The following is a 23,376-nucleotide window of genomic DNA, read 5'->3' as shown; positions in this document are numbered from 1 at the left end:
CGTGTCAGCGTTCCGGCATCGACCAGTCGTCCGGCTGCTTCTTGCGTTCGCGCAGCCTGAGGGCAAGACCGATTGAAACGCCCACGCCGATGGCAACGGTCAGATCGATCAGGACCGTCAGAATCAGCGTGGTCAACAGCAACATGCGGTCGGCCATCGGGGCGCTCAGATAGGATTTCCACTTGTGCGGTTCGCTCATGCTCCAGGCTGTGAGAACCAGCAAGGCCGCCATGGCGGGCAAGGCAAGGTATCCGGCCAGGGGGGCCGCAACCAGCATGATCAGCAAGATGGCAAGCGCATGCACCAGCCCGGATACAGGCGTCTTGCCACCGGCACGGACGTTTGTGGCCGTGCGGGCAATAGCACCGGTGGCCGGAAGGCCGCCAAAAAGGGCGGACGCGATATTCGCGGTTCCCTGTGCCAGCATCTCGGCGTTTGGGCGGTGACTTCCTTCAATCATCCTGTCGGCCACCATCGCGGACAGAAGCGATTCCACTCCGGCAAGGAACGCGATCACGATGGCGGAGGGAAACAGTTCCACGACCCGCTCGACAGTGACGCTCGGCAGTGCCGGAACTGGCAGCGTGTTGGGCAGGGCACCGAAGCGCGAGGCTATGGTCTCTACCGGCAGGGTGGCCAGAACGACAGCCAGCGAGGCTAGCGACACGGCAACGATCAGCCCCGGAAAGGCCGGAGCCATCCGGCGCAGGACGACGATCATTACCAGCGTGACCAGGGCAAGTCCGCTGGCGGCCAGCGAAGCGGTGTCACGTGCCTCCCAGAGAACGGGAAGTTTTTCCAGAAAGTCCGCCGGTACCTCGGTGATCTGAAGGCCGAAGAAATCCTTGATCTGGCTGGAGGCGATGATGATCGCGATGCCGATGGTGAACCCGTTGACCACGGCTTCCGGCACATAGCGGATCAGTCTGCCGATCCGGAAATACCCGCCGATCAAAAGCAGTATGCCCGCCATGAAGGTTGCCAGCACCAGCCCGTCGTATCCGTGATCGGCAATGACGCCGTAAACCACCACGATGAAAGCGCCGGTCGGCCCGCCAATCTGCACCCGGCTGCCGCCAAGAAGGGAGATGAAGAACCCGCCGACAATCGCCGTCACCAGCCCTTTCGCAGGATCGGCCCCCGAAGCAATGGCGATCGCCAGGCTGAGCGGAAGGGCAACCATGGCAACGGTGATCCCGGCGACGAGGTCGGCACGGAAGAGCGGCAGGGAATAATCCTGCAATGTGGTAACGATCTTGGGGAGCCGCATGAAGGCACCGGAGAAGCAGTAAGGAAGGATGTGGATACAGTCTTCCGCACTGCACGCCCAAAATCAACTGTTTGTTGAAACGAGTATCCCGCGGCGCTTGGTCACGGGATACCCCTACCTGGAAACAGCAGTTTTGCGGGCACCTTGAAACACAACCCAGGAGGGCGGCCAGGGTGTGTTCTAGCCGACCCAGCAAGTCGCGAAGAAGCCGTTCTTCTCCTGATCCTTGCCGATGGACCGGCGGGTCTTGAAGCCGATCAGGCCGTCGGCGCCACCCACGTCGTGCCCCAGTCCCTCAAGCCTCTGCTGAAGGTTCCGTACCGCGCCTCTGGTTGTTTCCTTCATCGGTTTCCAGTCGCCGACAAAACCGCTGTTGTTGCCATACCTGTCCGCCAGGTGACCGACGAAGAGCGCATAGGTGTCACTCTCGTTGTAGTCCTTGATGACGTAGAAGTTTTCCGTGGCAATGAAGGCTGGGCCGTAGCGGCCGGCAGGCAGCAGGATGTTGCCCGGCCGGTTGACCTCGTTGGCCGGAAAAGGCTTGCCGCTGACGCGCTTGACGCCTTCACGCACGAAGTCGGAAATCTTCTGGCGGTTGTCCGGACCTTCCCGCGTACATGAGACGTTGTCGGGAAGATGGACTTCATATCCCCAGTCGCGGTCAGCTACCCAGCCATGTGCCGAGAGATAATGGGCAATGGAGGCCATCGTGTCGATGTCGGAGGTCCAGATGTTACGCTTGCCGTCACCGTCGAAATCGACCGCGTACTTCCAGAAGGAAGACGGCAGGAATTGCGGTTGACCCATGGCTCCACCCCAGGAACTTTTCATGCCCTGCCTGGATACATCGCCATTTTGCAGGATCTTCAATCCGGCGATCAATTCGCCTTTGAAGAAGTCCGGCCTCTGGCCCATGAAGGCCTGGGTCGCCAGAACGCGGATGGCGTCATAGGGGATCTTGGCCCCGCCATAGCCCGATTCCCTTGCCCAGATGGCCAGGATGATCCGGCTGGGCACACCGTATTTCGCCTCGATCCGCGACAGCACGGCCGCGTGTTTCTGCATCAGCGACCGCCCGCGTGGCACAAGGGCGTTGAATTGGCTGTCCCGGAAGTAGCGGCTTGGGGAACCGAACTCGGCCTGAAAGTTGATCTTGGGCGGCGCGCCCTTGCCGCCCGGCCCGACCAGCCCCGGCAAGGAGGTGTCGGGTGTCAGACCTTTCAGTTCCCGGTCGAGAGTTGCCTGGGAGATGCCTTGCTGGCGTGCCGCCGGAGCAACTTCCGAAGACAGGAACTGCCGGAACTGGGCATCATATTGGCCCGCGTCGGCGGGCAGAAAAGTAACGGCGAGGCAGCTCAGGGTGGCAAGAACAAGCTTCGGCAAACGGCAGATCACATCGGGCTCCCGGATCACGACAGGTCGGGGCAGCCTAACATGTTCCGGGTCTTCGTCCGACTGTGCTTAAAGTTCTGTCCAAGCCAAATTGCGACCGGCCTGGCTCATCAGCCAGGATTTCTCGAAGCGGTACCAGCTGCCGCCGCGTCTCTGGTCATGATGACGGGAAATCGGTGCGGCCATCAGATGGCACATCAGCAAGGTGCCGACGGCGCCATGACCGACGAACAGGACCGGGTCTTCCTCGGGAATGTGGCGCAGGGCGCTTTTGACACCATTGACGATCCGGTCCTGGGCGTCGATCGCACGTTCCCAGCCGCGAACGGAATTATACGGATCGGCAAAGAAAAGATCTGCGGTCCGCTCGAACTCTTCTGGTGGCAGAAAGCCGGTCGCACTCCGGTCATTCTCGTGCAGGAACGGAAGCGACCGCTGAAAGACGCGGAGGCGGGCGGAGAAGACCTGCGCGGTATCAAGCGCCTTCTTTTCGGCACTGGAGATTACCTGTCGGATGTCCTTGGCAAACGGCAGGACGGTGGCTTTCGCCGCGCGCTCCCGGCCCGTATCCGACAGGCCCCACTCGGGAACGGGAACGTCCGGATCGACAAGGACTTCCGGATGGGTCAGGTAAGCGCACCAGGTCATCAGAGCGTTCCGTCGAGCCAGCCCTTGATCAGTTCAAAGGCGATGGAAATCGAAGGCGGTATCTTGTGGCCCTCGGGATGCGTATCGGCCAGCATTTGCCGCACTTCGTCCCGGTCGCACCATTTGCAGGCTTCAAGCTCGTCGTCCTCGATGGCGATGTCGAAGGAGGTCGCCTTGCCGATACAGCCGAGCATCAGGTTCGCCGGAAACGGCCAGGGCTGGTTGGCGATCAGTCGGACGTCGCCAACGACGATCCCGCTTTCCTCCAACGTTTCGCGCCGCACGGCCTGTTCGATTGTTTCTCCCGGTTCCATGAAACCGGCAAGGGTGGTGTAAATGCCCTCCGGAAGTCGGGCCGGGCGGCCCAGCAGGGCCTTGTCTCCGCTTTCGTCGGTAATCAGCATGATCACACAGGGGTCTGTGCGCGGAAAATGCTGACCGCCGCAGGACGGGCAGTCGCGCCGATAGCCGGCTTCGGACAGATGGCTTTTCTCGCCGCAGCGCGAGCAGAACTGATGGGTGCGATGCCAGTGGATCAGGGCGCGGGCCTGGGCAAGTGCGCCCATGTCCTGCGGTGCAAATGCGTTCTGCAGGGCAAGGGTGCGCAAGTCGATAAGCTGAAGGTCCGTGCGATCCGCAAGGTCTTCGTCTGTCGCGGGCAAGGCCGTTGCGAACAGGGCCTCGCCGTTTTCCGGGCGCAGTCCCAGGAAAATCATCTCCTCCCGCACGGCCCCGAGCGAAAGGGCCACCTCCAGCCGATGCCCGGCGGTAAGGTTTTCGCCCGCGGCAAAGACCAATGTCCGGTCCGTCGACAGCACGATGCGTGTATCGGGCTTTTCCAGAAGACTTGCCAGATAGGCGGTATCGCCACGCCGTGTCGATTGCCGGTCAAGCGTGTTGCCGAGGAAACTCATTTCCATGGCCAGGGAACCGGCGGGGTTGGCGTTCATGTCAAAGTCCTTGGAAGAGAAAAGGGCGGGAGGTCAATCGATGCTGGTTCTTCACGTAGTGCATTTTCCAGTTCGGAGAAACCGCTTCCTGCCGGTGCCGCCGATCACATCTGAATGCAGATTGAAACAGCTACGAGGCAGGATGTTGGACCGCTCCGGCAATCAGTCGTCGTCACCGGCAAGGGCATCCCGCAACTTCTCGATCAGGGTTTCCACCCTGTCGTGGGAATACTCCTGCGCCGGAACCGCACCCCAGACCGGCCCGGGCCAGGCCGGATCGTCCCTGTAACGGGCGATCACGTGGACATGCAGTTGGGACACCTGATTGCCGAGAGCGCCGACATTCAGCTTCTCGCAGTCGGTCACTTCGCGCAGCACCCGGCTGGCCAGGGCGATTTCGCGCATCAACTGCATCTGGTCGGCCTCCTCCAGATCGATGATCTCGACGAGGTCCGACTGGCGCGGAATTAGCAGCAGCCAGGGATAGTTGGCATCTTTCAGCAGACGGACGGTGCACAGCGTCAGATCGCTGACGAAGTAGCTGTCGCCTTCGAGACGGGCATTGAGGGCAAAGGATGACATGAAACACTCCGGGCAGAATTTCCCGAAGGCTACACGCTTCGTGGCGGGTTTGGGAGTGTGATTTCCCGGCGAACAAAAAACCGTGTTGCCCTCTTGCCAAACCCCATCCTTCTTCTGATATAAGGCCCTCGGGAGGTTGGTGGTGGACGAGCCACTCGCCAACCGGGTCAGGTCCGGAAGGAAGCAGCCCTAACGAGCCTCGGCACGGGTCGCCGTGCCAGCCTCCCACCCTATCCAAAGCATCAGCTTTACCAAAAAGCACCGTCGGTTCTCCGCGGTGCTTTTTTGTTTTTCGGGCTCGGGCGCGCTGCATCTCAAATCGACAAGTTGACTTGCTTGGTACATTGGTACCATGATAACGGAATGGAAAAATCAGTTGAGCGCGTTCAAACCGGTGTGCGCCTGGAAAAACGGTTGCTGAAGGTCCTGAAAGGGCTCGCCGAACATCTGGACATCAGTCTTGGCGACCTGATCGAGGGCATGGCGCTGCATGCTTTTGAGAACAAGCCGCCGTTTTCGAAGGAGACGCTGGACAAGATCCGGCAACTCAAGAACGTTTACGACCTCGATCTGAGCGCGGCCGACAGCCACAAACTGAAGGATGAAACAAATGCCGGAGCTTAGGGATTACGCGCAGCTTTCCGATCGCTTCGAAGCTGGCCAGCTGGATGCAAAAGGCTTCAGCCATGTGGACCATATCGGCGTTGCCTGCGAGATGCTGCAGAAGTACGAGTTTCTGGAAGCGGCTTGCCGATATGGCAACGCCTTGCGTGGCCTTGCCTCCAGAGCAGGCGTGCCGGAGAAGTACAACACCACCATCACCCTGGCCTTCCTGGGCATCCTGTCGGAGCGGATGGCCGAGACGCCGCATGAAACCTTCGGCGAATTTCTTGCCAAGAACCCGGATCTCAGCTCAAGGGCGTTGATGGCAACGTGGTATTCGGACGCGCGGCTCGGGTCGCCAGGCGCAAGGCAACGGTTTTTGTTGCCGGACAGATATCAGGGCTGAGGAAACCGGGTAGCTACCGCGGTTTCCTGCTCAGGCGCTTGGCGTTTGCGCGGACACGCTTCGCATAGGGCCGTGTGCCCTTTGCCGCGATTGATTGCCCGCCCAGCCAGTATCGCTGAAACGATGTCATCCTATCACTTAGGAACGCCATGTTCACGGCAAACGCGCTTTCCATGGCAGCTGCAGCCTTTTCGCTGATCATCCGATGAAGCTCCGGATTGGTCCTGGCCGTGCCAGCCGCAAGGTTCGCGGTCCAGTTCTGGCAACGCAGGGCGATGACGACAGGCGCCTGGAACCAGAGGCTGAACAGGTCGTGCGAGAGTTTTCCAGACATATCGTCTCCCTGATGAAAACCGGCTGAAAATAACGGTCGGCAGTTACTCAATGCGTGGCTTGGGCAAAGGGTTCCCTGAAGGTATTGCGGCTCGGGGCAGTCCGACGCACAAAAACTTTCAAAAGCCCGTCCCACTTTTCGAAAAAATGGTTATGGTGCGGCTCATGGACGAGACAGGCTTTTCCGAAAGTGACGGCGGGCAGACGCCGGGGTTGATGGCGGATCAGGGCGCGGTGAAACCGGCGACCGACGATGGCGCTTACCGCGTTCTTGCGCGCAAGTACCGGCCGAAGACGTTTGAGGATCTGGTCGGCCAGGAGCCGATGGTGCAGACGCTGGAAAATGCGTTTGAAACCGGGCGGATTGCGCAGGCCTGGATGCTGACCGGGGTGCGCGGTGTCGGCAAGACCACCACCGCCCGCATCCTCGCGCGGGGCCTCAATTACGAAGTGCCGGGCGTTGCCGACAAGCCGACGGTGAAGCTCACCCAGGAAGGCACGCACTGCAAGGCCATCATGGAAGGCCGCCATGTCGACGTCATCGAGATGGACGCCGCCTCCCATACAGGCATCAACGACATTCGCGAAATCATCGATGCGGCCCGCTACCGCCCGGCAACGGCGCGCTACAAGGTGTACATCATCGACGAAGTGCACATGCTTTCGAACGCCGCCTTCAACGGTCTGCTGAAGACCCTGGAAGAGCCGCCGGAGCACGTGAAGTTCATCTTCGCGACGACGGAAATCCGCAAGGTGCCGATCACTGTCCTGTCGCGCTGCCAGCGTTTCGACCTGCGCCGGATCGAACAATCCAAGCTGATCGGTCTGCTGCGCCGGATCTCCGATGCCGAGGGCATCCAGATTTCCGACGAAGCCCTGATGCTGATTGCCCGTGCGGGGGAGGGGTCGGCACGCGATTCCCTGTCCCTGCTCGATCAGGCCATGGCCCATGGCGCTGGCGCCATCGAGGCGGAAGACCTGCGTCAGATGCTGGGTCTTGCAGACCGTGCCCGGGTGATTGATCTCTTCGGTCACATCATGGCTGGCCGGATCGAGGACGCCCTGGGCGAACTGCAGGCGCAATATGAGGTCGGTGCGGATCCGGCCATTGTGCTGACGGATCTGGCGGACTTCACGCACCTTGTCACGCGCATGAAGGTTGCGCCGAAGTCGGCTGACGAAGCGTCCGTGACCGAAGCTGAACGGGCGCGCGGCCGGGAGTTTGCAGAGCAGATTTCCGTTCGGCTTCTGTCCCGCGCCTGGCAGATCCTCTTGAAGGGTGTCCAGGAAGTTCAGTCCGCGTCCAAGCCACTGGCCGCTGCGGACATGGTGTTGGTGCGCCTTGCCTATGCCGCGGACCTGCCGGATCCGGGCGACCTGATGGCGCAGATCAAGAATGGCCAGAACCCGTTTGGCAGTGCGGCACCATCTGGTGGTGGCGGAGCACCTGCCGGTGGTGGCGGTGGTACATCCGCCATGGCTGTCGGCATGAACTACGCGCCCGGCAGTTCAGGCAGTGGCCCGACCATGCAGGCAAGCGCCCGTCCTCAGCTCTCGGCCATCCAGGGCGGCAGGCCTGCGCCTCAAGGAGTGCCGCAAGCCGCACCCGAACCGCAGGCTCAGCCGGCGTACAATCTCAAGAGCCTCTACGATTGCGCCGCCCTTGCTTCCGAGAAGGGCGACATTCCGTTCAAGGTCAAGATCCAGCGCCTCATGCGACTGGTGAAATTCGAGCCCGGCAAGATCGAGATCCAGCCGACGGACGACGCCCCGGCCGATATCGCCGGCGAGTTCGGCCGCAAGCTGACCGAATGGACCGGACAGCGCTGGTTTGTCGTGGTTTCCCGCAATCAGGGACGCCCGACCATCCACGAGGAGCAGGAGGCCAACCAGCAGCAACTCCTGTCCGACGCGAAGTCGCACCCCACCGTTGCCGCCCTGCTGGCGCAGTTCCCGGGTGCCCGTGTTGTCGACGTGAAGGTTCAGGTCACCGAAGAAGACGACGCTGCTCTGGCCGACCCGATGGTCAGCGATCCGCTCCTGAGCGAAGCGCTCGGGGATGACGAAGACGATTGATCCGCGCTTCTTGTTCTTCTAAATGCAGTTCCCAGATAGGTAAGGTCGCGGAAATCCGCGCCATGTGAAGGTTTGGAAGGAGTCGTTCCATGGATTTCCTCAAGATGATGAAACAGGCCAAGCAAATGCAGGAGCAGATGGGCTCGCTGCAGGAGCAGATCGTTGAGATCGAGGCCGAAGGCTCGGCCGGTGGCGGCCTGGTCACCGTGCGTCTCAACGGCAAGAGCGATCTGAAGTCGCTGTCGATCGATCCGTCTCTTCTGAAGGAAGAGGAAAAGGAGATCCTCGAGGATCTGCTGATTGCTGCCCACACTGAAGCCCGTGCCAAGGTCGAGCAGGCAATTCAGGAAAAGACCCAGGAACTGATGGGTGGTCTGGGCCTGCCCGCCGGCATGAAACTGCCGTTCTGATTCCAACTGAAGTGCGTGGCGGCCATAAGGGCCTCGGCCATGCCTCGTAAGCCGGCCTCTTGGTCGCTTCCTGGAAATCAGGGGAGCGGTCCGGCCGGATTGACGCGGCAGGTCTTTCAGGTGGTCGTCAACGCGCGCTGAAGAGAAAACCATGGCACAGAAAAGTGTGGCAGGACCGGAAATCGAACGGCTGATCCAGCTCTTGGCGAAACTGCCGGGTCTTGGCCCGCGTTCGGCACGCCGTGCCGCGCTGCATCTGATCAAGAAAAAGGATCAGCTGCTGGTGCCGCTGGCGGACGCCATGGGCATCGCGGTTCGGGAAATCGGCATCTGCTCGACTTGTGGCACTGTCGATACGTCCGATCCCTGCACCATCTGTTCAGATCCGAAACGCGACCAGAGTGTTCTGGTGGTGGTCGAGGATGTTGCCGATCTGTGGGCGCTGGAACGTGCCGGCGCGGTCAATGCCCGTTATCACGTCCTGGGCGGAACCCTGTCACCTCTCGACGGCATCGGCCCGGAGGATCTCAATCTCGGCTCGCTGATCGACCGTTGTGGGTCGGAAGGCTTTTCGGAAGTCATTCTGGCGATCAACGCCACCGTCGAGGGGCAGACAACGGCCCACTACATCATGGACCAGCTGTCTCATCTTCAGGTCAATGTCACCCGGCTCGCCCATGGGGTGCCCGTCGGCGGCGAACTGGACTATCTGGACGAAGGCACGCTGGCGCAGGCGCTGCGCGCCCGGACGCGGTTCTAGAAACGCGCTGGAAACCAGGCACCTGGCACACTGCCGAAGCCGACAGCCTCACTTCTCATACAAAAACGCGGCGCAAAACAGATCGCCGGGAAACCGGAAGATCTCCCGGTTTGATGTAAAACCAGCTGTCTTGCCCATCGCCAACCAGTCTTCCGGGGTTTCGGGAAAGTCGTGCGTGCTGATGTGTTGCCAGAGGTGGTCATATTCGGCGTCGGTAAGTGAACGAAACCTGTGGCGCAGTTCTTTCTGCCAGCGGCGTGTATAATCGGCTCGTGTTTCGCCGGGCAGGCACACAGGCTCCGCGCAGACGAAGACACCGCCCGGCTTGAGCGCGTTGCGGATCGCTGACAGCATTTCCTGTTTTTGCGCGCGCTGAAGATGATGGATGGAATAACCGCACCAGATGAAGTTGGCGCTGGCCGGACGGCTCACGATGCCCTCCACCATGTCCTCTTCGGCAAGTTCCACATCATACGGCACGTCCTTCATCACCCGGGCAGCACATTCCAGCGCCGGGCGTGACAGGTCGAGGCCCTCGTAGGTCGCAACCTTGCTGTTCTGAAGCACCGTATGCGCAAGACTGGCGTCGCCGCAGGCCAGATCCAGAAAAGCGAAAGGCTTGTCAAAGCGTCTGCCGATCTCGTCGCGCAGGAGCTGGCCGATTTCCCGGTGGTGCATTTCATTGGCACGCACCAGCTTGTGGTAGATGTTCCACTCGAACTGGAACATTTTCAGGGCTTCGGGTGCCAGCCCCTTGGTGATGTCGGTGTCGGGGGCGAAATGAAGATGCAGCATCGTGCGGTCCGAGCCTGGGGTAGAAAGTGCCGGCAATGAACTGCCGCCCAGCAAATGCTAGTTTCAGAAGCGTAATTTCACAACAATAAGTTTAGTTTTGATCCGGTTACTGTCCGCGGGCTTGCACATGAACGGCGCTGCACTTATGTCGAGGCGGTCGTTCACGAGATATTTGAAGGTGTCATGTTCCAAGCTGCTTCCCGCGCCATGTCCGAGGTGTTTGAACCGCCGTTCCGGGCAATTTTCTGGAAGATGCTTGGCTTTACACTTGGCGTTCTGGTTGTCATCTGGATCGCCCTTCAGGGCGTGATCGCCGCCTTCGTCGCGCTGCCCTATGCCTGGATGGACACGGCAATATCCGTTCTGACGGGCATTGGTGCAATTTTCGTACTCGGCTTCCTGATTGCGCCGATTTCAGCGCTCTTTGCCGGCCTCTTTCAGGACGAGATCGCCGATATCGTCGACAAGAAGGACTATCCGCACGACCAGCCAGGCCGCGCACTGCCGCTGTCGCAGTCGATCGTGCAGACCATCAAGTTCACCGGCGTCGTGATTTTGGGCAACCTGTTTGCCCTGGTGCTGCTGCTTGTGCCCGGTGTCAATCTGGTCGCCTTCTTCATCGTCAACGGTTACCTGCTCGGCCGGGAATTCTTCGAATTTGCCGCCATGCGTTTCCTTCCGGCGGCCGAGGCGAAGGCATTCCGCAAGGCGCGGGGCGGAACCGTTTTTCTCGGTGGCCTGATCATCGCCGGCTTGCTTGCCGTGCCGATTCTCAACCTGGTGACGCCGATCTTTGCGACCATCTTCATGCTGCATCTTTTCAAGTTGCTGGCAGCGCAGCGGCAGAATGTGGCGCGCGCCTGAAGACTGTCTTGCTCTTGCGGGGCGGGAGACCACGCCCGGCAATTGAGGCTGCCAGGATGGCGTCACGTCACCCGACACTTGCATATCCCATGGCAATCTGACCAAGTGCCCCTCCGAACCGGAGGAGCACATGCAGGAATTGCTGACGGAAATCGCGGAAGCCGCTGCGGCCAATCCCGACAAAGGCAATGTCGCGACCTATATTCCCGAGCTGGCAGGCATCAATCCCAACCAGTTCGGCATAGCCGTCGCTCTAGCCGATGGCAGGGTGTTTACAGCCGGCAATGCCGATGTGCCGTTCTCCATCCAGTCCGTCTCCAAGATTTTTGCCCTTGCTCTGGCGCTCGGCCGGGTGGGAGATCAGCTCTGGTACAGGGTTGGACGCGAACCCTCCGGGCTTTCCTTCGATTCGATCCTGCTTCTGGAGCGGGAAGATGGCATTCCCCGCAATCCGTTCATCAATGCCGGCGCGCTGGTGACCACGGATACCTATCTGGCCGGGTCAACCCCACGGGAAGCTCTGGGCGAATTGCTGCGCTTTATTCGCGCTGCCTGCGACGACGACAGCATCCACATGAACGAGAAGGTCGCGAAGTCGGAACTCGCCACCGGACACCGCAATTTCTCGCTTGCCCATTATCTGGCGTCCTACGGTAACCTGCGGGCTTCCGTCGACAAGGTGCTTGGCACCTACTGCCATCAATGCGCCATTGAAATGTCCTGCCGGCAGCTTGCGCTCGCCGGCCGCTTTCTGGTGGATGCGCCCCGGATGCCGGGCCTTGTTTCGATCGAGCGCCGGAGGCGGATCAATGCCCTCATGATGACTTGTGGCCATTACGACGGTTCGGGCGATTTCGCCTTTCGTGTCGGCATGCCGGGCAAAAGTGGTGTCGGCGGCGGCATTCTCGTGATTTCACCAAGTCGGGCGTCTATCGCCGTCTGGTCGCCGGGTCTGAACAAGTACGGCAATTCCAAGCTGGGCACGGAAGCAATGGAGCATTTTGCTCACAAAACCGGCTGGTCGGTGTTCGGAGTTCCCCACGGGGGCGAAGGGGCTCACGTTTAGGTCACTTTATCTCACCGGATGAATTTAAACGATATAGAAGTAGTTTCCTTGCAATTAGGCCTATAGGATATTTTGACCTTTGGAAGCGTTGGCGCTATTACGCACCTAGACAACGCTTTGATTTGCTTACGTTTGCGTAAACGTAAACTGGGGTGAGGTGAGTTGAGGTTGGGTCGTTTGGCCAGGAGGCCGCGCCGGTTCGTCCGGGGTCGGAACCAGGTTCAAACGGGTCATCTTAAGCGCATTTCGCTCTAGCGTCGTACGGGAGAGGAATTCCATGTCGAACGCCGATCTGCGGGGCAACCGCCCGCTGTCGCCCCATCTTCAGATTTACAAGCCCATTCTGACGATGGTCATGTCGATTCTGCACCGCATCACTGGCGCGGCGCTTTACTTCGGCACCGTCCTGCTGGCCTGGTGGCTGATCGCCGCTGCGGCGGGCCCCAGCTACTTCGATTTCGTCAACGGCATCTACGGCTCGATCATCGGCCGTCTGATCCTGTTCGGCTTCACCTGGGCGCTTGTGCATCACATGCTCGGCGGCCTGCGCCATTTCATCTGGGACATGGGCGCGGGCTTCGGCAAGGAAGCGCGCGAGTGGCTCGCCAAGGCGACCATCATCGGGTCCGTTGCCGTCACGCTGATCCTCTGGATCATCGGCTACGCGGTTCGCTAAGGAGAGTGTCATGACAGATATGCGCACACCCCTGAACAAGGTACGCGGCCTGGGATCTGCCAAAGAAGGCACCGATCACTTCTGGAAGCAGCGTCTGACCGCTGTCGCCAACGTGTTCCTGATCTCGTTCTTCGTGATCCTGGTGATCGCGATGCAGGGTTCCTCCCACGGCGACGTGGTCGAGACCCTCAAGAACCCGCTCGTTTCGATCATCCTGCTCCTGGTTATCCTCTCCGGCGTCTATCACATGAAGCTCGGCATGCAGGTGATCATCGAAGACTATGTGCATGGCGAAGGCATCAAGTTCCTCACGTTGATGGCGAACACCTTCTTCTGCGCCTTTATCGGTTTCGGCTGCGTCTTCGCAGTGCTCAAGATTGGCTTTGGAGGCTGACCCGAATGGCCAAGACCTATGAATTTGTCGACCACACCTATGATGTGGTGGTCGTCGGCGCCGGCGGCGCAGGCCTTCGTGCCACGCTCGGCATGGCCGAGCAGGGCCTGAGAACGGCCTGCATCACCAAGGTGTTCCCGACCCGCTCCCACACCGTTGCTGCCCAGGGCGGCATCGCCGCGTCGCTCAAGAACATGACGCCGGACTGCTGGGAATGGCACATGTACGACACGGTGAAGGGGTCCGACTGGCTCGGCGATACCGACGCCATGGAATACCTGGCCCGTGAAGCGCCGAAGGCGGTCTACGAACTGGAACACTACGGTGTGCCGTTCTCCCGGACCGAAGACGGCCGCATCTATCAGCGCCCGTTCGGCGGTCACATGCAGAACTACGGCGAAGGTCCTCCCGTGCAGCGCACTTGCGCTGCAGCCGACCGGACCGGACACGCCATCCTGCACACGCTGTACGGCCAGTCCCTGCGCAACAATGCCGAATTCTACATCGAGTATTTCGCACTCGACCTGATCATGTCCGAAGACGGCGTGTGCCAGGGCGTGATCGCGTGGAACCTCGATGACGGCACCATGCACCGCTTTGCCGCCAAGATGGTGGTTCTGGCGACCGGTGGTTACGGTCGCGCCTTCTTCTCGGCAACCTCCGCCCACACCTGCACCGGTGATGGTGGCGGCATGGTGGCCCGTGCAGGCCTGCCGCTTCAGGACATGGAATTCGTCCAGTTCCACCCGACCGGTATCTACGGCTCCGGCTGCCTGATCACCGAAGGGGCACGCGGCGAAGGCGGTTATCTGGTCAACTCCGAGGGCGAACGCTTCATGGAGCGCTACGCACCGTCGGCCAAGGACCTTGCCTCCCGTGACGTGGTCTCGCGCTGCATGACCATGGAAATCCGCGAAGGCCGCGGCGTCGGCAAGGACAAGGACCACATCTTCCTGCACCTGGATCACCTCGATCCGGCTCTGCTAGCCGAACGTCTGCCGGGCATTTCCGAAAGCGCCCGCATCTTCGCCGGCGTGGATGTGACCAAGGATCCGATCCCGGTCCTGCCGACCGTTCACTACAACATGGGCGGCATTCCGACCAACTACTGGGGCGAAGTGCTGAACGCGGACGGCAACAATCCGAACCGCATCCAGGAAGGCCTGATGGCCGTCGGTGAAGCCGGCTGTGCATCGGTTCACGGTGCCAACCGTCTCGGCTCCAACTCGTTGATCGACCTTGTGGTCTTCGGCCGCGCGGCGGCGATCAAGGCAGGTGAGGTCGTCGATCCGAAATCGGCCGTGCCGGCGCCGAACGAAGCCTCCTGTGAAAAGATCATGGACCGCTTCGACAAGCTGCGGAACGCTTCCGGTTCCATCCCGACCGCCGATCTTCGCGACAAGATGCAGCGCGCCATGCAGGAAGACGCTGCCGTCTTCCGGACCCAGGAAAGCCTGGAGCAGGGCTGCAAGCGTCTGACCGAGATCTGGGGCGAAATGAAGGACCTCAAGGTCTCCGACCGTTCGCTGATCTGGAACTCCGATCTGGTGGAAACGCTGGAGCTGGAGAACCTGATGGCCAACGCCATCACCACGGTCTACGGCGCGGAAGCCCGCAAGGAAAGCCGCGGCGCCCATGCCCGCGAGGACTACAAGGACGGTCCGTTCGCCGGCCGCGACGACGAGAACTGGCGCAAGCACACGCTCTCGTGGGTCGACGAAGCCGGCAACGTCAAGCTGGACTACCGTCCGGTGGTGCTCGATCCGCTGACCACCCTTGAACAGGGTGGCATCGATCCGAAGAAGATCGCGCCGAAAGCGCGCGTCTACTAAGGAGACGGCACGGTGAGCCAGGTGGCAACCCTTTTGGACACGAGAAGTCCGTTCGGCACATATCCCGCCGAGCGGATGGTCCGGGCTGCCTGGCGTCTTGCCGACCGGCACGACCTTTCCAAGGGCCTGCGCAAGCGTATCCGCTCCCTGGTGGCGCGGTTCTTCAAGGGCCCTTACGACCTGGAAGCCGACGGTCTGAAGTTCCGGATCTATCCGGGTGAAAACTATGACGACCGCAAGATCCTGGCCAAGGGCCGCCTGCCGGAGCGCGAAGAGCACAAGCTGATCGAACCGCATCTGGGCAAGGGCAAGGTGTTTGTCGATATCGGCGCCAACATCGGTTCCTATTCGATCTTTGCCGCCGGTCTCGGCGCGGAGGTTGTTGCGATCGAAGCCAACCCGCAGACGGCAACGAAGCTCGGCTTCAACGTACGTGCAAACGACCTGGACACCGTTACGGTGGTCAATTCGGCCGTTGGCCCGCGCGACGATACGCTGCCGCTGTGGCAGGAACCGAGCAACTGCGGCTTTGCCACATTCGTGAAGGACCTGACCACCGGCGAATGGGCTGGCGACTGGACACCGACCTTCGTCAAGGTTCGTCCGCTGACGGCCATAGCCGACGATCAGGGCCTCACCCGGATCGATGTTTTGAAAGTTGATGTGGAAGGCTTCGAGGACCGTGTGGTCCTGCCTTTCCTGAGGCACGCGGACCGGAGCCTCTGGCCCCGCGTGATCCTGCTTGAAACCAATTGCCGGCCCTACTGGACCGAGGATTGCCTGAGTGAACTGGCAAACCGCGGCTACGGGGTTACCGGCCAGACGAATGACAACATGGTCTTTGAGCTCTCTGCCTGAGCGAAAGACGATTTGGCCCTGGACGCGAAACCAAGGGCCCAACGCGGAGCAGTAACGAGATGGTTCAGCTGACGCTTCCCCGGAACTCCCAGGTGACGGAAGGCAAGGTGTGGGACAAGCCGGAAGGCGCCACCAACCTGCGTGAATACCGCATCTATCGCTGGAACCCGGACGATGGCCGCAACCCGCGCGTCGATACCTATTTCATCAATGCGGACGATTGCGGGCCGATGGTGCTCGACGGTCTCATCTACATCAAGAACAAGATCGATCCGACACTGACCTTCCGCCGGTCCTGCCGCGAAGGTATCTGCGGGTCCTGCGCGATGAACATCGACGGCACCAATACTCTGGCCTGCACCAAGGGCATGGACGAGATTGCCGGCGACGTCGTCAAGATCTACCCGCTGCCGCACATGCCGGTGGTCAAGGACCTTGTGCCGGATCTGACCAATTTCTATGCCCAGCACCGCTCGATCGAGCCTTGGTTGAAGACAGTATCGCCAGCCCCGGAAAAGGAATGGCGCCAGTCGCATGAAGACCGGGTGAAGCTTGATGGCCTGTATGAGTGCATTCTGTGTGCCTGCTGCTCCACCTCCTGCCCGAGTTACTGGTGGAACGGCGACCGCTATCTCGGCCCGGCCGTCCTTCTGCAGGCCTATCGCTGGTTGATCGACAGCCGCGACGAGGCCACCGGCGAGCGTCTGGACAATCTGGAAGATCCGTTCCGGCTTTACCGCTGCCACACCATCATGAACTGCTCGCAAGCGTGCCCGAAGGGTCTGAACCCGGCCAAGGCAATCGCCGAGATCAAGAAGATGATGGTCGAACGCAGGGTTTAAATTGCGCGGCACCAGAAAATTGAAAGGCCGTCCCACGGGGGCGGCCTTTTTTGTATTGGTTCCGAACGACCTTGCCACCGTCATTCCGGACAAGTGCAGTGAAGCTGCGCACCGATCCGGAATCCAGATATCAGCGTGAGCGGAGCGAACACTCTGGAAAGATAAGGCAGCGCTATTCGCGCAGCATATTTCTGGATTCCGGATCTGCGGTCGGCTGCGCGCCTTCCTTGTCCGGAATGACGCGGGAAAACGCTTTTGCGTTTCACGGTGCCCTGTTCTGGTAGGACCGAAGCTGAGCCGGGATTACCGCGTTCTCAAGAAAAGCTCCACCGGCATCACCCCTTAGCCCGACACACCAGAAGCGAGCTGTTGCACCAGCCTCTGAACCCGGGAACACGACCAAGCGTGCGGGTAAGGGCGATTTCAGCGGGTTTCAGCGGGCCCCATTCGAAGGTCTTGCCGCGCAGGTGGTGAAACAGTTTCCCGTGGCGGTTGGTTTCCTCGTACCAGGGGCTGAGCATCGGCAGATAGGGCAGGCACGAGAGATAGCCGATGCCGTGCACCGACTCGATCGTGACCGCGCCGCCGATGATCTCCGACCATTCGTTCAAGGTCATGCGGACCTGGTGCTCGGCGTAGTGCAGGTGGCCCAGCTTCAGCCGGTCGAGGCGATAAAGCTGCGGGACCACGGCTAGGATCAGTCCACCCGGCGCAATGACCTCACCACATTGACGCATCACGGATTCGATCGCCGGGCCACGGCCTGGCAGATGCTCCAGCACGTCCAGAAGGGCGATCACATCCGGTTGCCAGGGAAGGTCGTCGCGATGTTCGGAAAGACGGGTGGCATCCAGCACGATGTCCGGTTCGAACGCCGCTTCATAATCGGCACCGCAATAGTCGAAATCCAGGCCGGTGTCGGCGAGATATTCTTTCGAAATCGAGGTCGAGCAACCGACATCGAGAATGCGCGGCGGCCGACCAAGGTCTTGTGCCCAGTCCCGGATGGTGCGGGCGACAATGTCGAACTTCACCGTTCCGTACAGGTTCCTCTGGGCGTTCGCGAGCTTCTTGACCAGATACTGCGAATGGACCGTAACTTCGGATTGCTCATCATCCGCTAGGTCTGGTCTCTCTGTTCGATCCAGAGTTTGGTGCACACTGCCTCTCCTTCTGTCGCCAAGCGGTGAATGCCGGGTTCGTAGGTGTAGGTGGTCAGGTCGGCCATCAGCACGATCAGTTCGCCGAGGATCAGCTCGACCACTTCATCGGCAACGCTGCCGGAGCCGGGAATGAAATTGGCCGGGTAGCCGTCGTTGACGAGGCAGATCTGCTTGTCCGCCCCCTGTTGGCCGGGAAGCTGGAAAGCCTTGATCGACGGATGAATGTCGCAGGCTGGCGACTGTTCCAGAAAATCGACGTCGATTTCGATACGCCGGGAACTGGCGCTCGCCACCAGGCAGCCGTTGCGAAGCTGCTGCAGCACGTCCCGGGTTATCGACAAGCGCCCTGCTGCCCCGACAACCAGGTCGCATTGCTCGAGATCCATGGGATGAAGGGTCGCCGGATAACCTGACAACCTTGCTTCTGCGATTTTAAGCGGGTCGACATCGATCAGCGAGACGATGACATCCAGCCGGCGCAGGGCCTTGGCCACGCCGAAGCCGATCCAGCCTGCTCCGAAGACAGCAGCGCGCCGGCCGGCCAAGGAGTTGCCGAGATCGCGCATGAGCCCATCCAGGCACCGGGCAATGGTCTCGCCGCAGCGTACAGCTTCCAGGCGCTTCAGCTCGCTGTCGGCACAGTGGAGCACAGGCACCCGCAACCGCGTCTGCCCGGCCCGCCACACGCCTTGCTTGGTGATCTCCACCACGCCTTCGACAAGGTGCAGCTGATCTTGAAACCGCTCGTGCAGCAATTCGACGGCATAACCACCGACTTCCTGAATGACGAGCTTCTGGTCGGAGGCCCGGCAGGCATCCAGGCTCTTCTGCAAGGCCTTGGCCAGGTCCTCTTTGAATTCTGGCTCGGTCTTCGGGCACTGGACCTTGTCGCCGTATACGGCCTGCCATTTCAGCCGTGTCACATCACTGCCGGAGGAATACGGGATGCCGATGATTGCATCGAAATCCATGACCCCTTCCAGCGCATCGATCATGCGCCTTGTGTCGTCAAACAGATGCGCCACCAGCAGATACCGGTGCGCTTCACTCTTGAAGAGATCGAGCCGCTTGACCAGCGCCGGCAGATAGTCCGCACGTCGGGCATAGGCGGGCGCGGCCGCGGTAGATATGTCGCTTAATGGATGCATTGTTGGTTATTCCGAGGGTTCTGCCATTCTGGCACTGCGCCGCCGGTACGCACAAGTGCGAGTTGTGAAATAGACAGGAAAAATGAGGCAGCAATCCAACAACTTTTGAGCCACTGCACAGGAACTGCACAAACAATACTGAAAAGCCGCTCGGCCACGCCCTTTTGTGTCCTGTTCTGTCTTCAATGATCGCCCTGTTGACCGGGTGCCCGCCTGACGGGACATCCTTCTGGCAGAGGGTTGATTTGCATGACAAGCGATACTGAAAACGACACCATTGAACAACCGCAGGAGCGATCTCAATTTTCGCAGCCCCGCTCACCCCGTGAACAGCCGGTCCGCCGAACGTCTTTTCTTGGGTCTCCGGCAGTCAAGTTCGTGATCATCGGAGTGTTGACCGTGATGTTGCTGGTGCCGAGCCTGTTCGTCTGGGTGCTGGTGGAAGAACGGGCCGAAAGAGCCCGGGATGTCGCTCAGGACATCGCCCGGTCCTGGGGTGGCATCCAGGAGATCAACGGACCCTACCTGGTTGTTCCGTTCAGCGAGACCTTCACTGTTTCCACCGGAGAAAACGCCAAGACCGAAATTCGCTGGCACACTGCCATCCTGTTTCCGGAAAAGCTGGATGTGAGTGGCGACATCTCCGTTCAGGAGCGCAGGAAATCGATCTATTCGCTGCCCGTCTATCATGGCAGCGTGACATTGAAAGGCCGGTTCGCCGCAACGTCGTCCGAAAACTTTCAGCCGCAGTTCGGTGGGCAAATCGACATTGCTGGAGACAAGGCGGTTCTTGTGGTCGGCATCGGCGACATTGCAGCGCTGAAAAGCGAGGTCGCACTGGTCCTGAACGACAGTGGTTCCGTGCCGTTCGAGCCTGGGCTCGGGCCACTGACCATGGAGCCGATACGGCGGACTGTTGCCACGATCAACGCGTCCGGTATCAACGCACCTGTCGCTGCGGGTTTGTGGCGAAACGGGTTTTCTTTCGACATCCCCATGCAGCTGAACGGCTCCACCGCTTTCTACGTTGCCCCGGCCGGTCAAACGACCAGCGTATCCCTTCAATCTGACTGGCCGCATCCCGGCTTTACCGGGGCATTCCTGCCGGAAGCCCGAGAAATCGGCGATGCCGGTTTCAACGCATCCTGGACCATCCCCTATCTTGCTCGCGGCATTCCAAAACTGGTGCTCGGACCCCAAATGCCGTTGCAAAACAAGGTTCTGGGAGTGCAATTCGTTGAACCCGTCAATTTCTATCAGACCATTTCCAGGTCGTTGAAATACGCAGTCTGCTTCATCAGTCTGACCTTCCTGGCGGTCTTCGTTCTGGAAATGCGCTCCGGATGGCGGGTCCATTGGATCCAGTATGGTCTGGTCGGATTGTCCCTGATCGTCTTCTACGTCATGCTGCTCGCCTTTGCAGAGCATGTTGGCTACGGCCTGGCCTATCTTGTCGCCGCTGCCGCCGCGACGCTGCTGAATGCGCTCTATATCGGGACTTCGCTCAAGAGCCGTCTCGCCGGAAGCGTGATGCTTGCGGTCCTGGCTGCGATATTCGGCGTGCTTTATGCGCTCATGCAGGAGCAGGACTACGCGCTCCTGATCGGTTCGATGATCGGGTTCCTGTCACTTGCCGTTACCATGTTTGCCACCCAGCGGATCGACTGGTCCGGGCAACAACAGGTTGGCACGGGGCCGCAAGCCGGAGCGGTCTGACGGTCATTCTGTCATTCCGGTATGTCGCCAATCCGGTCGGCGGTGTGGCTTCGCTGCGCCGCCGATTTTGCTTGGCATTTGCCGGTTGAGCGCATCGTAGCTCTAAAACGAGGCTTGCAATTCCTCCTTAAATGTTCTTATTTTGTTCTATTGAGGTGAGTGGGAGGACGTGATGTCCATTCTTGATCATATCGGTTTTGCGGTCAGTGATTTTCCGGCGTCTCGTGCGTTCTACGAAAAGGCCCTGGCGCCACTTGGCATCAAGGTGTTGATGGACGTCACCGCTGAAATGACGGGTGGACCCGCCTATTGCGGTTTCGGCGAGGACAAGCCGGACTTCTGGATTGGTGAAGGCAAAGCCCCCGGAACACCGGCGCATGTTGCCTTTGCAGCTTCGAACCGGGCGCTCGTCGATGCCTTCTACGAGGCTGCGATCGCAGCCGGTGGCAAGGATAACGGCGCACCGGGCCTGCGGCCGCAGTACCACGAAAATTACTACGGTGCTTTCGTACTCGACCCGGATGGTCTGAATATCGAGGCGGTCTGTCACCTGCCTGAATAAGTCCTTGTTTCCTGATTTCAATTTGGAGAAAAAAATGCACAAGAGCCGGCTGGGAGATCTGGTGATCGACTGTGAAGGTGGCGATATCGACCGCCATGCGGAATTCTGGGCCGGTGCGCTCGGGCGCACCGTTGAAGCTGAGCCGAAAAACCCACGCTATCGCCGTCTGATCGGCACGGAAGATGAAATCGGCATCCTGCTCCAGTCTGTCGAGCATCCCTCCCGCGTGCATCTGGATATCGAAACCGACGATCCGGAAAAGGAAGTTGCCCGGCTCGAAGGTCTGGGCGCGACCATCGTCCAGAAACTGGACGGCTGGACAGTGATGCAGGCAACCAGCGGTCACCGGTTCTGCGTCGTCAAACCGCAACTCGCCGGTTTTGAGGAGGCGGCCAAGGCCTGGGAGGACTGAGAACGGCCTGATCGGACATGGTTTTGGCTGCCCGAAATGAGGGGCCTCACGCCAGGCTCACGGGCATGTGCTGGTTTGGCGAGCGGAGTTGAGTTTGTCTCAGCCGCCGGGCGCGTTACCTCTTTCGGGTAGAATTCGAAGTGCCTTCACGGGTCTTCCAACCCATGAAGCGCATTTCAAAGTCGAAGACCACAGCTCGAAACCCAAGCGCGCTGGTCGTCTTTCCGTTCGGGGTTTCGCCATCTTCACCAGATTGGCGCCCCTTAGGAAAGGTCGACCACAACCAGCTGCCCGGAGGACCTGACATGAAACGCCTGCTCCCGCTCACTTTCTTTGCCGCGCTCGTGGCGTCGATGCCACCGGGTACCGCACAGGCCGAAACCGCGGTGCTTGCCGGAGGATGCTTCTGGTGCGTTGAATCCGATCTCGAAAAACTTCCCGGCGTGCGCGATGTCGTTTCCGGCTATGCCGGCGGGGAGACCCAGAACCCTACCTACAAGGATTATGATCGTGGCGGTCACCGGGAGGTCGTCAGGGTCGATTTCGACGAGAACAAGATCAGTTACGCCGAACTCGTCGGAATCTTCCTGCGCACCGTCGATGTGACGGACGCCGGCGGTCAATTCTGCGACCGGGGACATGCCTATTCCACCGCCATCTATCCTCTGGACGAAACCCAGGCGAAACAGGCCAGGGCGGAAATCGCGAAGGCGGAAAAGGCACTCGGCGGAAAGATCGTAACGCCGGTAGAGGCTCCGGCCGTTTTCTGGCCCGCCGAGAACTACCATCAGGCCTATTACAAGAGCCAGGTTCGTACGCTCACCCGCTTCGGCTACGTCACCCGCGCCGACGCCTACAAAGGCTACAGGAAAGGGTGCGGCAGGGATGCACAGGTCAAGGCCGTGTGGGGCAGCGAAGCCTTCAAGGGGTTGCCCAAGGCAGGGTCATAACATTCGAAAATGGGCCGTTTCCGCGGGGAACGGCCCAAAAGAACAGCATTTTCGTCGAATTTTCAGGCATCAATTTGCCGTAGGGTAAGGTGTACACTACATACTTTCAGTGGGCTTACGTCTGAAAGGACGCTAACATGCTGAGCTTGTTTGGAAGTCGCGTTACAGCAGAGCCGGAATTTATTTCTGAATTGAGAGCCGTCGAGACGGAAGACCGCCTTCGAAGATCCACCGCCGCCATGCTGGAAGCAGCAGGGTTGGAGATCTGTGACACCAACACACCGACCGAATTTGCGGCAGCTGCCACCGTGTCGATCATGAAGCTCGTGCTGAAAGTGGTCGAGCGGGACTTTGACGAACTGTGCTTCGAAAACCGATTTGTCACCGGCCTGTTCGGGTTCCTGATTGCCCATAACCTGACGCGCCGCACCAATGCTGATCTTGGTGTCGTGCTGGGTATTGCGGGTCTGGACCTCTTCTCGCATGAGGAAATCGAACAGATCTACAAGCTCGGCTCGTCCTACAGGCGTCTGCGCCAGCACCGGAACATGCATCTGGCGCTCAGGGACATCATCGACAGTTTCCTGTCGCATCCTGATGAAGAAACCTTGTCGGATCTTGCCGGGGTTTATCAGCTCTGCCTGCAGCAGGACGGTTGACCGGATTTC

General features: G+C 60.0%; 26 protein-coding genes and 1 other RNA gene. 18 read left to right on the top strand and 9 right to left on the bottom strand.

Annotated elements, in window-relative coordinates; all coding sequences use genetic code 11:
* Positions 1-4 precede the first annotated feature (4 nt).
* From FIV05_RS03725 to FIV05_RS03705, 5 genes are all read right to left on the bottom strand, one after another.
* Positions 5-1,270: a SulP family inorganic anion transporter gene (locus tag FIV05_RS03725; protein WP_152508706.1), complete on the bottom strand. Its 1,266-nt coding sequence runs from the start codon at positions 1,268-1,270 to the stop codon at positions 5-7.
* A 180-nt stretch (positions 1,271-1,450) separates the two neighbouring features.
* A complete protein-coding gene (locus FIV05_RS03720) occupies positions 1,451-2,665 on the bottom strand; it encodes a lytic murein transglycosylase (RefSeq protein ID WP_152508705.1) in 1,215 nt (404 codons plus the stop codon).
* A gap of 66 nt (positions 2,666-2,731) precedes the next feature.
* Positions 2,732-3,310, bottom strand: a complete 579-nt coding sequence (locus FIV05_RS03715; RefSeq protein WP_152508704.1) for a histidine phosphatase family protein — start codon at positions 3,308-3,310, stop codon at positions 2,732-2,734.
* Complete coding sequence (gene nudC / locus FIV05_RS03710) at positions 3,310-4,260, bottom strand: NAD(+) diphosphatase (protein WP_152508703.1); 951 nt, start codon at positions 4,258-4,260, stop codon at positions 3,310-3,312. The genes FIV05_RS03715 and nudC overlap by 1 nt, the downstream gene beginning before the upstream one ends.
* 162 nt (positions 4,261-4,422) lie before the next feature.
* Complete coding sequence (locus FIV05_RS03705) at positions 4,423-4,842, bottom strand: HIT family protein (protein ID WP_152508702.1); 420 nt, start codon at positions 4,840-4,842, stop codon at positions 4,423-4,425.
* A 131-nt stretch (positions 4,843-4,973) separates the two neighbouring features.
* Here FIV05_RS03705 and ffs point away from each other — a divergent pair.
* From ffs to FIV05_RS03690, 3 genes are all read left to right on the top strand, one after another.
* Positions 4,974-5,071, top strand: an RNA gene (ffs, locus tag FIV05_RS03700) — signal recognition particle sRNA small type.
* 134 nt (positions 5,072-5,205) lie between these two features.
* Positions 5,206-5,466: a hypothetical protein gene (locus FIV05_RS03695; protein ID WP_152508701.1), complete on the top strand. Its 261-nt coding sequence runs from the start codon at positions 5,206-5,208 to the stop codon at positions 5,464-5,466.
* A complete protein-coding gene (locus FIV05_RS03690) occupies positions 5,453-5,851 on the top strand; it encodes a hypothetical protein (RefSeq protein WP_152508700.1) in 399 nt (132 codons plus the stop codon). The genes FIV05_RS03695 and FIV05_RS03690 overlap by 14 nt, the downstream gene beginning before the upstream one ends.
* Before the next feature lie 13 nt (positions 5,852-5,864).
* Here FIV05_RS03690 and FIV05_RS03685 read toward each other — a convergent pair whose 3' ends face one another.
* On the bottom strand, positions 5,865-6,185 hold the full coding sequence (locus FIV05_RS03685) for a hypothetical protein (protein ID WP_152508699.1): 321 nt from the start codon (positions 6,183-6,185) through the stop codon (positions 5,865-5,867).
* Positions 6,186-6,400: 215 nt separating this feature from the next.
* On the opposite strand from FIV05_RS03685, the gene FIV05_RS03680 reads away from it, so the two are divergent.
* The 3 genes from FIV05_RS03680 (at position 6,401) to recR (ending at position 9,430) form a co-directional block, all read left to right on the top strand.
* On the top strand, positions 6,401-8,260 hold the full coding sequence (locus tag FIV05_RS03680; protein WP_209010004.1) for a DNA polymerase III subunit gamma/tau: 1,860 nt from the start codon (positions 6,401-6,403) through the stop codon (positions 8,258-8,260).
* Positions 8,261-8,349: 89 nt separating this feature from the next.
* On the top strand, positions 8,350-8,670 hold the full coding sequence (locus tag FIV05_RS03675; RefSeq protein WP_006935456.1) for a YbaB/EbfC family nucleoid-associated protein: 321 nt from the start codon (positions 8,350-8,352) through the stop codon (positions 8,668-8,670).
* 151 nt (positions 8,671-8,821) lie between these two features.
* Entirely contained in the window at positions 8,822-9,430 is a 609-nt protein-coding gene (gene recR, locus FIV05_RS03670) for a recombination mediator RecR (protein WP_152508697.1), read from the top strand.
* 48 nt (positions 9,431-9,478) lie between these two features.
* On the opposite strand, the gene FIV05_RS03665 is transcribed toward recR, so the two are convergent.
* Positions 9,479-10,225, bottom strand: a complete 747-nt coding sequence (locus tag FIV05_RS03665) for a class I SAM-dependent methyltransferase (RefSeq protein WP_152508696.1) — start codon at positions 10,223-10,225, stop codon at positions 9,479-9,481.
* A gap of 183 nt (positions 10,226-10,408) precedes the next feature.
* Between FIV05_RS03665 and FIV05_RS03660 the strand changes: the two genes are divergently transcribed.
* The 7 genes from FIV05_RS03660 to FIV05_RS03630 all read left to right on the top strand — a co-directional run bounded on the left by FIV05_RS03660 (position 10,409) and on the right by FIV05_RS03630 (position 16,757).
* Positions 10,409-11,089 (top strand): sulfate transporter family protein, encoded by a 681-nt coding sequence (locus FIV05_RS03660; protein WP_022999041.1) that lies wholly within the window; start codon positions 10,409-10,411, stop codon positions 11,087-11,089.
* 130 nt (positions 11,090-11,219) lie between these two features.
* The gene (locus FIV05_RS03655) at positions 11,220-12,155 is read left to right on the top strand and encodes a glutaminase (RefSeq protein ID WP_152508695.1); all 936 of its coding nucleotides are present in this window, start codon (positions 11,220-11,222) and stop codon (positions 12,153-12,155) included.
* Positions 12,156-12,432: 277 nt separating this feature from the next.
* Positions 12,433-12,831: a succinate dehydrogenase, cytochrome b556 subunit gene (gene sdhC / locus FIV05_RS03650; protein WP_055657171.1), complete on the top strand. Its 399-nt coding sequence runs from the start codon at positions 12,433-12,435 to the stop codon at positions 12,829-12,831.
* Positions 12,832-12,841: 10 nt separating this feature from the next.
* Positions 12,842-13,225, top strand: a complete 384-nt coding sequence (sdhD, locus tag FIV05_RS03645; protein WP_022999038.1) for a succinate dehydrogenase, hydrophobic membrane anchor protein — start codon at positions 12,842-12,844, stop codon at positions 13,223-13,225.
* Positions 13,226-13,230: 5 nt separating this feature from the next.
* Positions 13,231-15,057, top strand: coding sequence for a succinate dehydrogenase flavoprotein subunit (gene sdhA / locus FIV05_RS03640; protein WP_152508694.1), 1,827 nt, complete (start codon positions 13,231-13,233; stop codon positions 15,055-15,057).
* 12 nt (positions 15,058-15,069) lie between these two features.
* Positions 15,070-15,915, top strand: a complete 846-nt coding sequence (locus FIV05_RS03635) for an FkbM family methyltransferase (protein ID WP_031268686.1) — start codon at positions 15,070-15,072, stop codon at positions 15,913-15,915.
* 59 nt (positions 15,916-15,974) lie between these two features.
* Complete coding sequence (locus FIV05_RS03630; protein WP_031268685.1) at positions 15,975-16,757, top strand: succinate dehydrogenase iron-sulfur subunit; 783 nt, start codon at positions 15,975-15,977, stop codon at positions 16,755-16,757.
* Positions 16,758-17,092: 335 nt separating this feature from the next.
* On the opposite strand, the gene FIV05_RS03625 is transcribed toward FIV05_RS03630, so the two are convergent.
* Positions 17,093-17,917, bottom strand: a complete 825-nt coding sequence (locus FIV05_RS03625) for a methyltransferase domain-containing protein (protein WP_209009847.1) — start codon at positions 17,915-17,917, stop codon at positions 17,093-17,095.
* Positions 17,878-19,068, bottom strand: a complete 1,191-nt coding sequence (locus FIV05_RS03620; protein ID WP_152508693.1) for an S-adenosylhomocysteine hydrolase — start codon at positions 19,066-19,068, stop codon at positions 17,878-17,880. The genes FIV05_RS03625 and FIV05_RS03620 overlap by 40 nt, the downstream gene beginning before the upstream one ends.
* 249 nt (positions 19,069-19,317) lie before the next feature.
* Between FIV05_RS03620 and creD the strand changes: the two genes are divergently transcribed.
* The 5 genes from creD (at position 19,318) to FIV05_RS03595 (ending at position 23,367) form a co-directional block, all read left to right on the top strand.
* Positions 19,318-20,784: a cell envelope integrity protein CreD gene (gene creD / locus FIV05_RS03615; protein WP_152508692.1), complete on the top strand. Its 1,467-nt coding sequence runs from the start codon at positions 19,318-19,320 to the stop codon at positions 20,782-20,784.
* 178 nt (positions 20,785-20,962) lie between these two features.
* A complete protein-coding gene (locus FIV05_RS03610; protein ID WP_173013972.1) occupies positions 20,963-21,346 on the top strand; it encodes a VOC family protein in 384 nt (127 codons plus the stop codon).
* 34 nt (positions 21,347-21,380) lie between these two features.
* A complete protein-coding gene (locus tag FIV05_RS03605) occupies positions 21,381-21,758 on the top strand; it encodes a VOC family protein (protein WP_152508690.1) in 378 nt (125 codons plus the stop codon).
* A 353-nt stretch (positions 21,759-22,111) separates the two neighbouring features.
* Positions 22,112-22,708: a peptide-methionine (S)-S-oxide reductase MsrA gene (msrA, locus tag FIV05_RS03600; protein ID WP_152511807.1), complete on the top strand. Its 597-nt coding sequence runs from the start codon at positions 22,112-22,114 to the stop codon at positions 22,706-22,708.
* A gap of 137 nt (positions 22,709-22,845) precedes the next feature.
* Complete coding sequence (locus FIV05_RS03595) at positions 22,846-23,367, top strand: hypothetical protein (protein WP_022999027.1); 522 nt, start codon at positions 22,846-22,848, stop codon at positions 23,365-23,367.
* Positions 23,368-23,376: the final 9 nt, after the last annotated feature.

The sequence above is a fragment of the Labrenzia sp. THAF191a genome (assembly GCF_009363335.1).
Lineage (GTDB): Bacteria > Pseudomonadota > Alphaproteobacteria > Rhizobiales > Stappiaceae > Roseibium > Roseibium algicola.
This window is presented reverse-complemented; position numbering and strand designations above follow the sequence as displayed.

Bases quoted from the DNA above. Each gene is read 5' to 3' on its own strand.
- sdhA (WP_152508694.1), top strand. From the start codon at position 13,231: ATGGCCAAGACCTATGAATTTGTCGACCACACCTATGATGTGGTGGTC.
- sdhD (WP_022999038.1), top strand. From the start codon at position 12,842: ATGACAGATATGCGCACACCCCTGAACAAGGTACGCGGCCTGGGATCT.
- FIV05_RS03680 (WP_209010004.1), top strand. From the start codon at position 6,401: ATGGCGGATCAGGGCGCGGTGAAACCGGCGACCGACGATGGCGCTTAC.
- FIV05_RS03660 (WP_022999041.1), top strand. From the start codon at position 10,409: ATGTTCCAAGCTGCTTCCCGCGCCATGTCCGAGGTGTTTGAACCGCCG.
- FIV05_RS03675 (WP_006935456.1), top strand. From the start codon at position 8,350: ATGGATTTCCTCAAGATGATGAAACAGGCCAAGCAAATGCAGGAGCAG.
- FIV05_RS03725 (WP_152508706.1), bottom strand. From the start codon at position 1,270: ATGCGGCTCCCCAAGATCGTTACCACATTGCAGGATTATTCCCTGCCG.
- FIV05_RS03715 (WP_152508704.1), bottom strand. From the start codon at position 3,310: ATGACCTGGTGCGCTTACCTGACCCATCCGGAAGTCCTTGTCGATCCG.
- creD (WP_152508692.1), top strand. From the start codon at position 19,318: ATGACAAGCGATACTGAAAACGACACCATTGAACAACCGCAGGAGCGA.
- FIV05_RS03665 (WP_152508696.1), bottom strand. From the start codon at position 10,225: ATGCTGCATCTTCATTTCGCCCCCGACACCGACATCACCAAGGGGCTG.
- sdhC (WP_055657171.1), top strand. From the start codon at position 12,433: ATGTCGAACGCCGATCTGCGGGGCAACCGCCCGCTGTCGCCCCATCTT.
- FIV05_RS03705 (WP_152508702.1), bottom strand. From the start codon at position 4,842: ATGTCATCCTTTGCCCTCAATGCCCGTCTCGAAGGCGACAGCTACTTC.
- FIV05_RS03595 (WP_022999027.1), top strand. From the start codon at position 22,846: ATGCTGAGCTTGTTTGGAAGTCGCGTTACAGCAGAGCCGGAATTTATT.
- FIV05_RS03630 (WP_031268685.1), top strand. From the start codon at position 15,975: ATGGTTCAGCTGACGCTTCCCCGGAACTCCCAGGTGACGGAAGGCAAG.
- FIV05_RS03695 (WP_152508701.1), top strand. From the start codon at position 5,206: ATGGAAAAATCAGTTGAGCGCGTTCAAACCGGTGTGCGCCTGGAAAAA.
- nudC (WP_152508703.1), bottom strand. From the start codon at position 4,260: ATGAACGCCAACCCCGCCGGTTCCCTGGCCATGGAAATGAGTTTCCTC.
- msrA (WP_152511807.1), top strand. From the start codon at position 22,112: ATGCCACCGGGTACCGCACAGGCCGAAACCGCGGTGCTTGCCGGAGGA.
- FIV05_RS03620 (WP_152508693.1), bottom strand. From the start codon at position 19,068: ATGCATCCATTAAGCGACATATCTACCGCGGCCGCGCCCGCCTATGCC.
- FIV05_RS03690 (WP_152508700.1), top strand. From the start codon at position 5,453: ATGCCGGAGCTTAGGGATTACGCGCAGCTTTCCGATCGCTTCGAAGCT.
- FIV05_RS03685 (WP_152508699.1), bottom strand. From the start codon at position 6,185: ATGTCTGGAAAACTCTCGCACGACCTGTTCAGCCTCTGGTTCCAGGCG.
- FIV05_RS03605 (WP_152508690.1), top strand. From the start codon at position 21,381: ATGCACAAGAGCCGGCTGGGAGATCTGGTGATCGACTGTGAAGGTGGC.
- FIV05_RS03655 (WP_152508695.1), top strand. From the start codon at position 11,220: ATGCAGGAATTGCTGACGGAAATCGCGGAAGCCGCTGCGGCCAATCCC.
- recR (WP_152508697.1), top strand. From the start codon at position 8,822: ATGGCACAGAAAAGTGTGGCAGGACCGGAAATCGAACGGCTGATCCAG.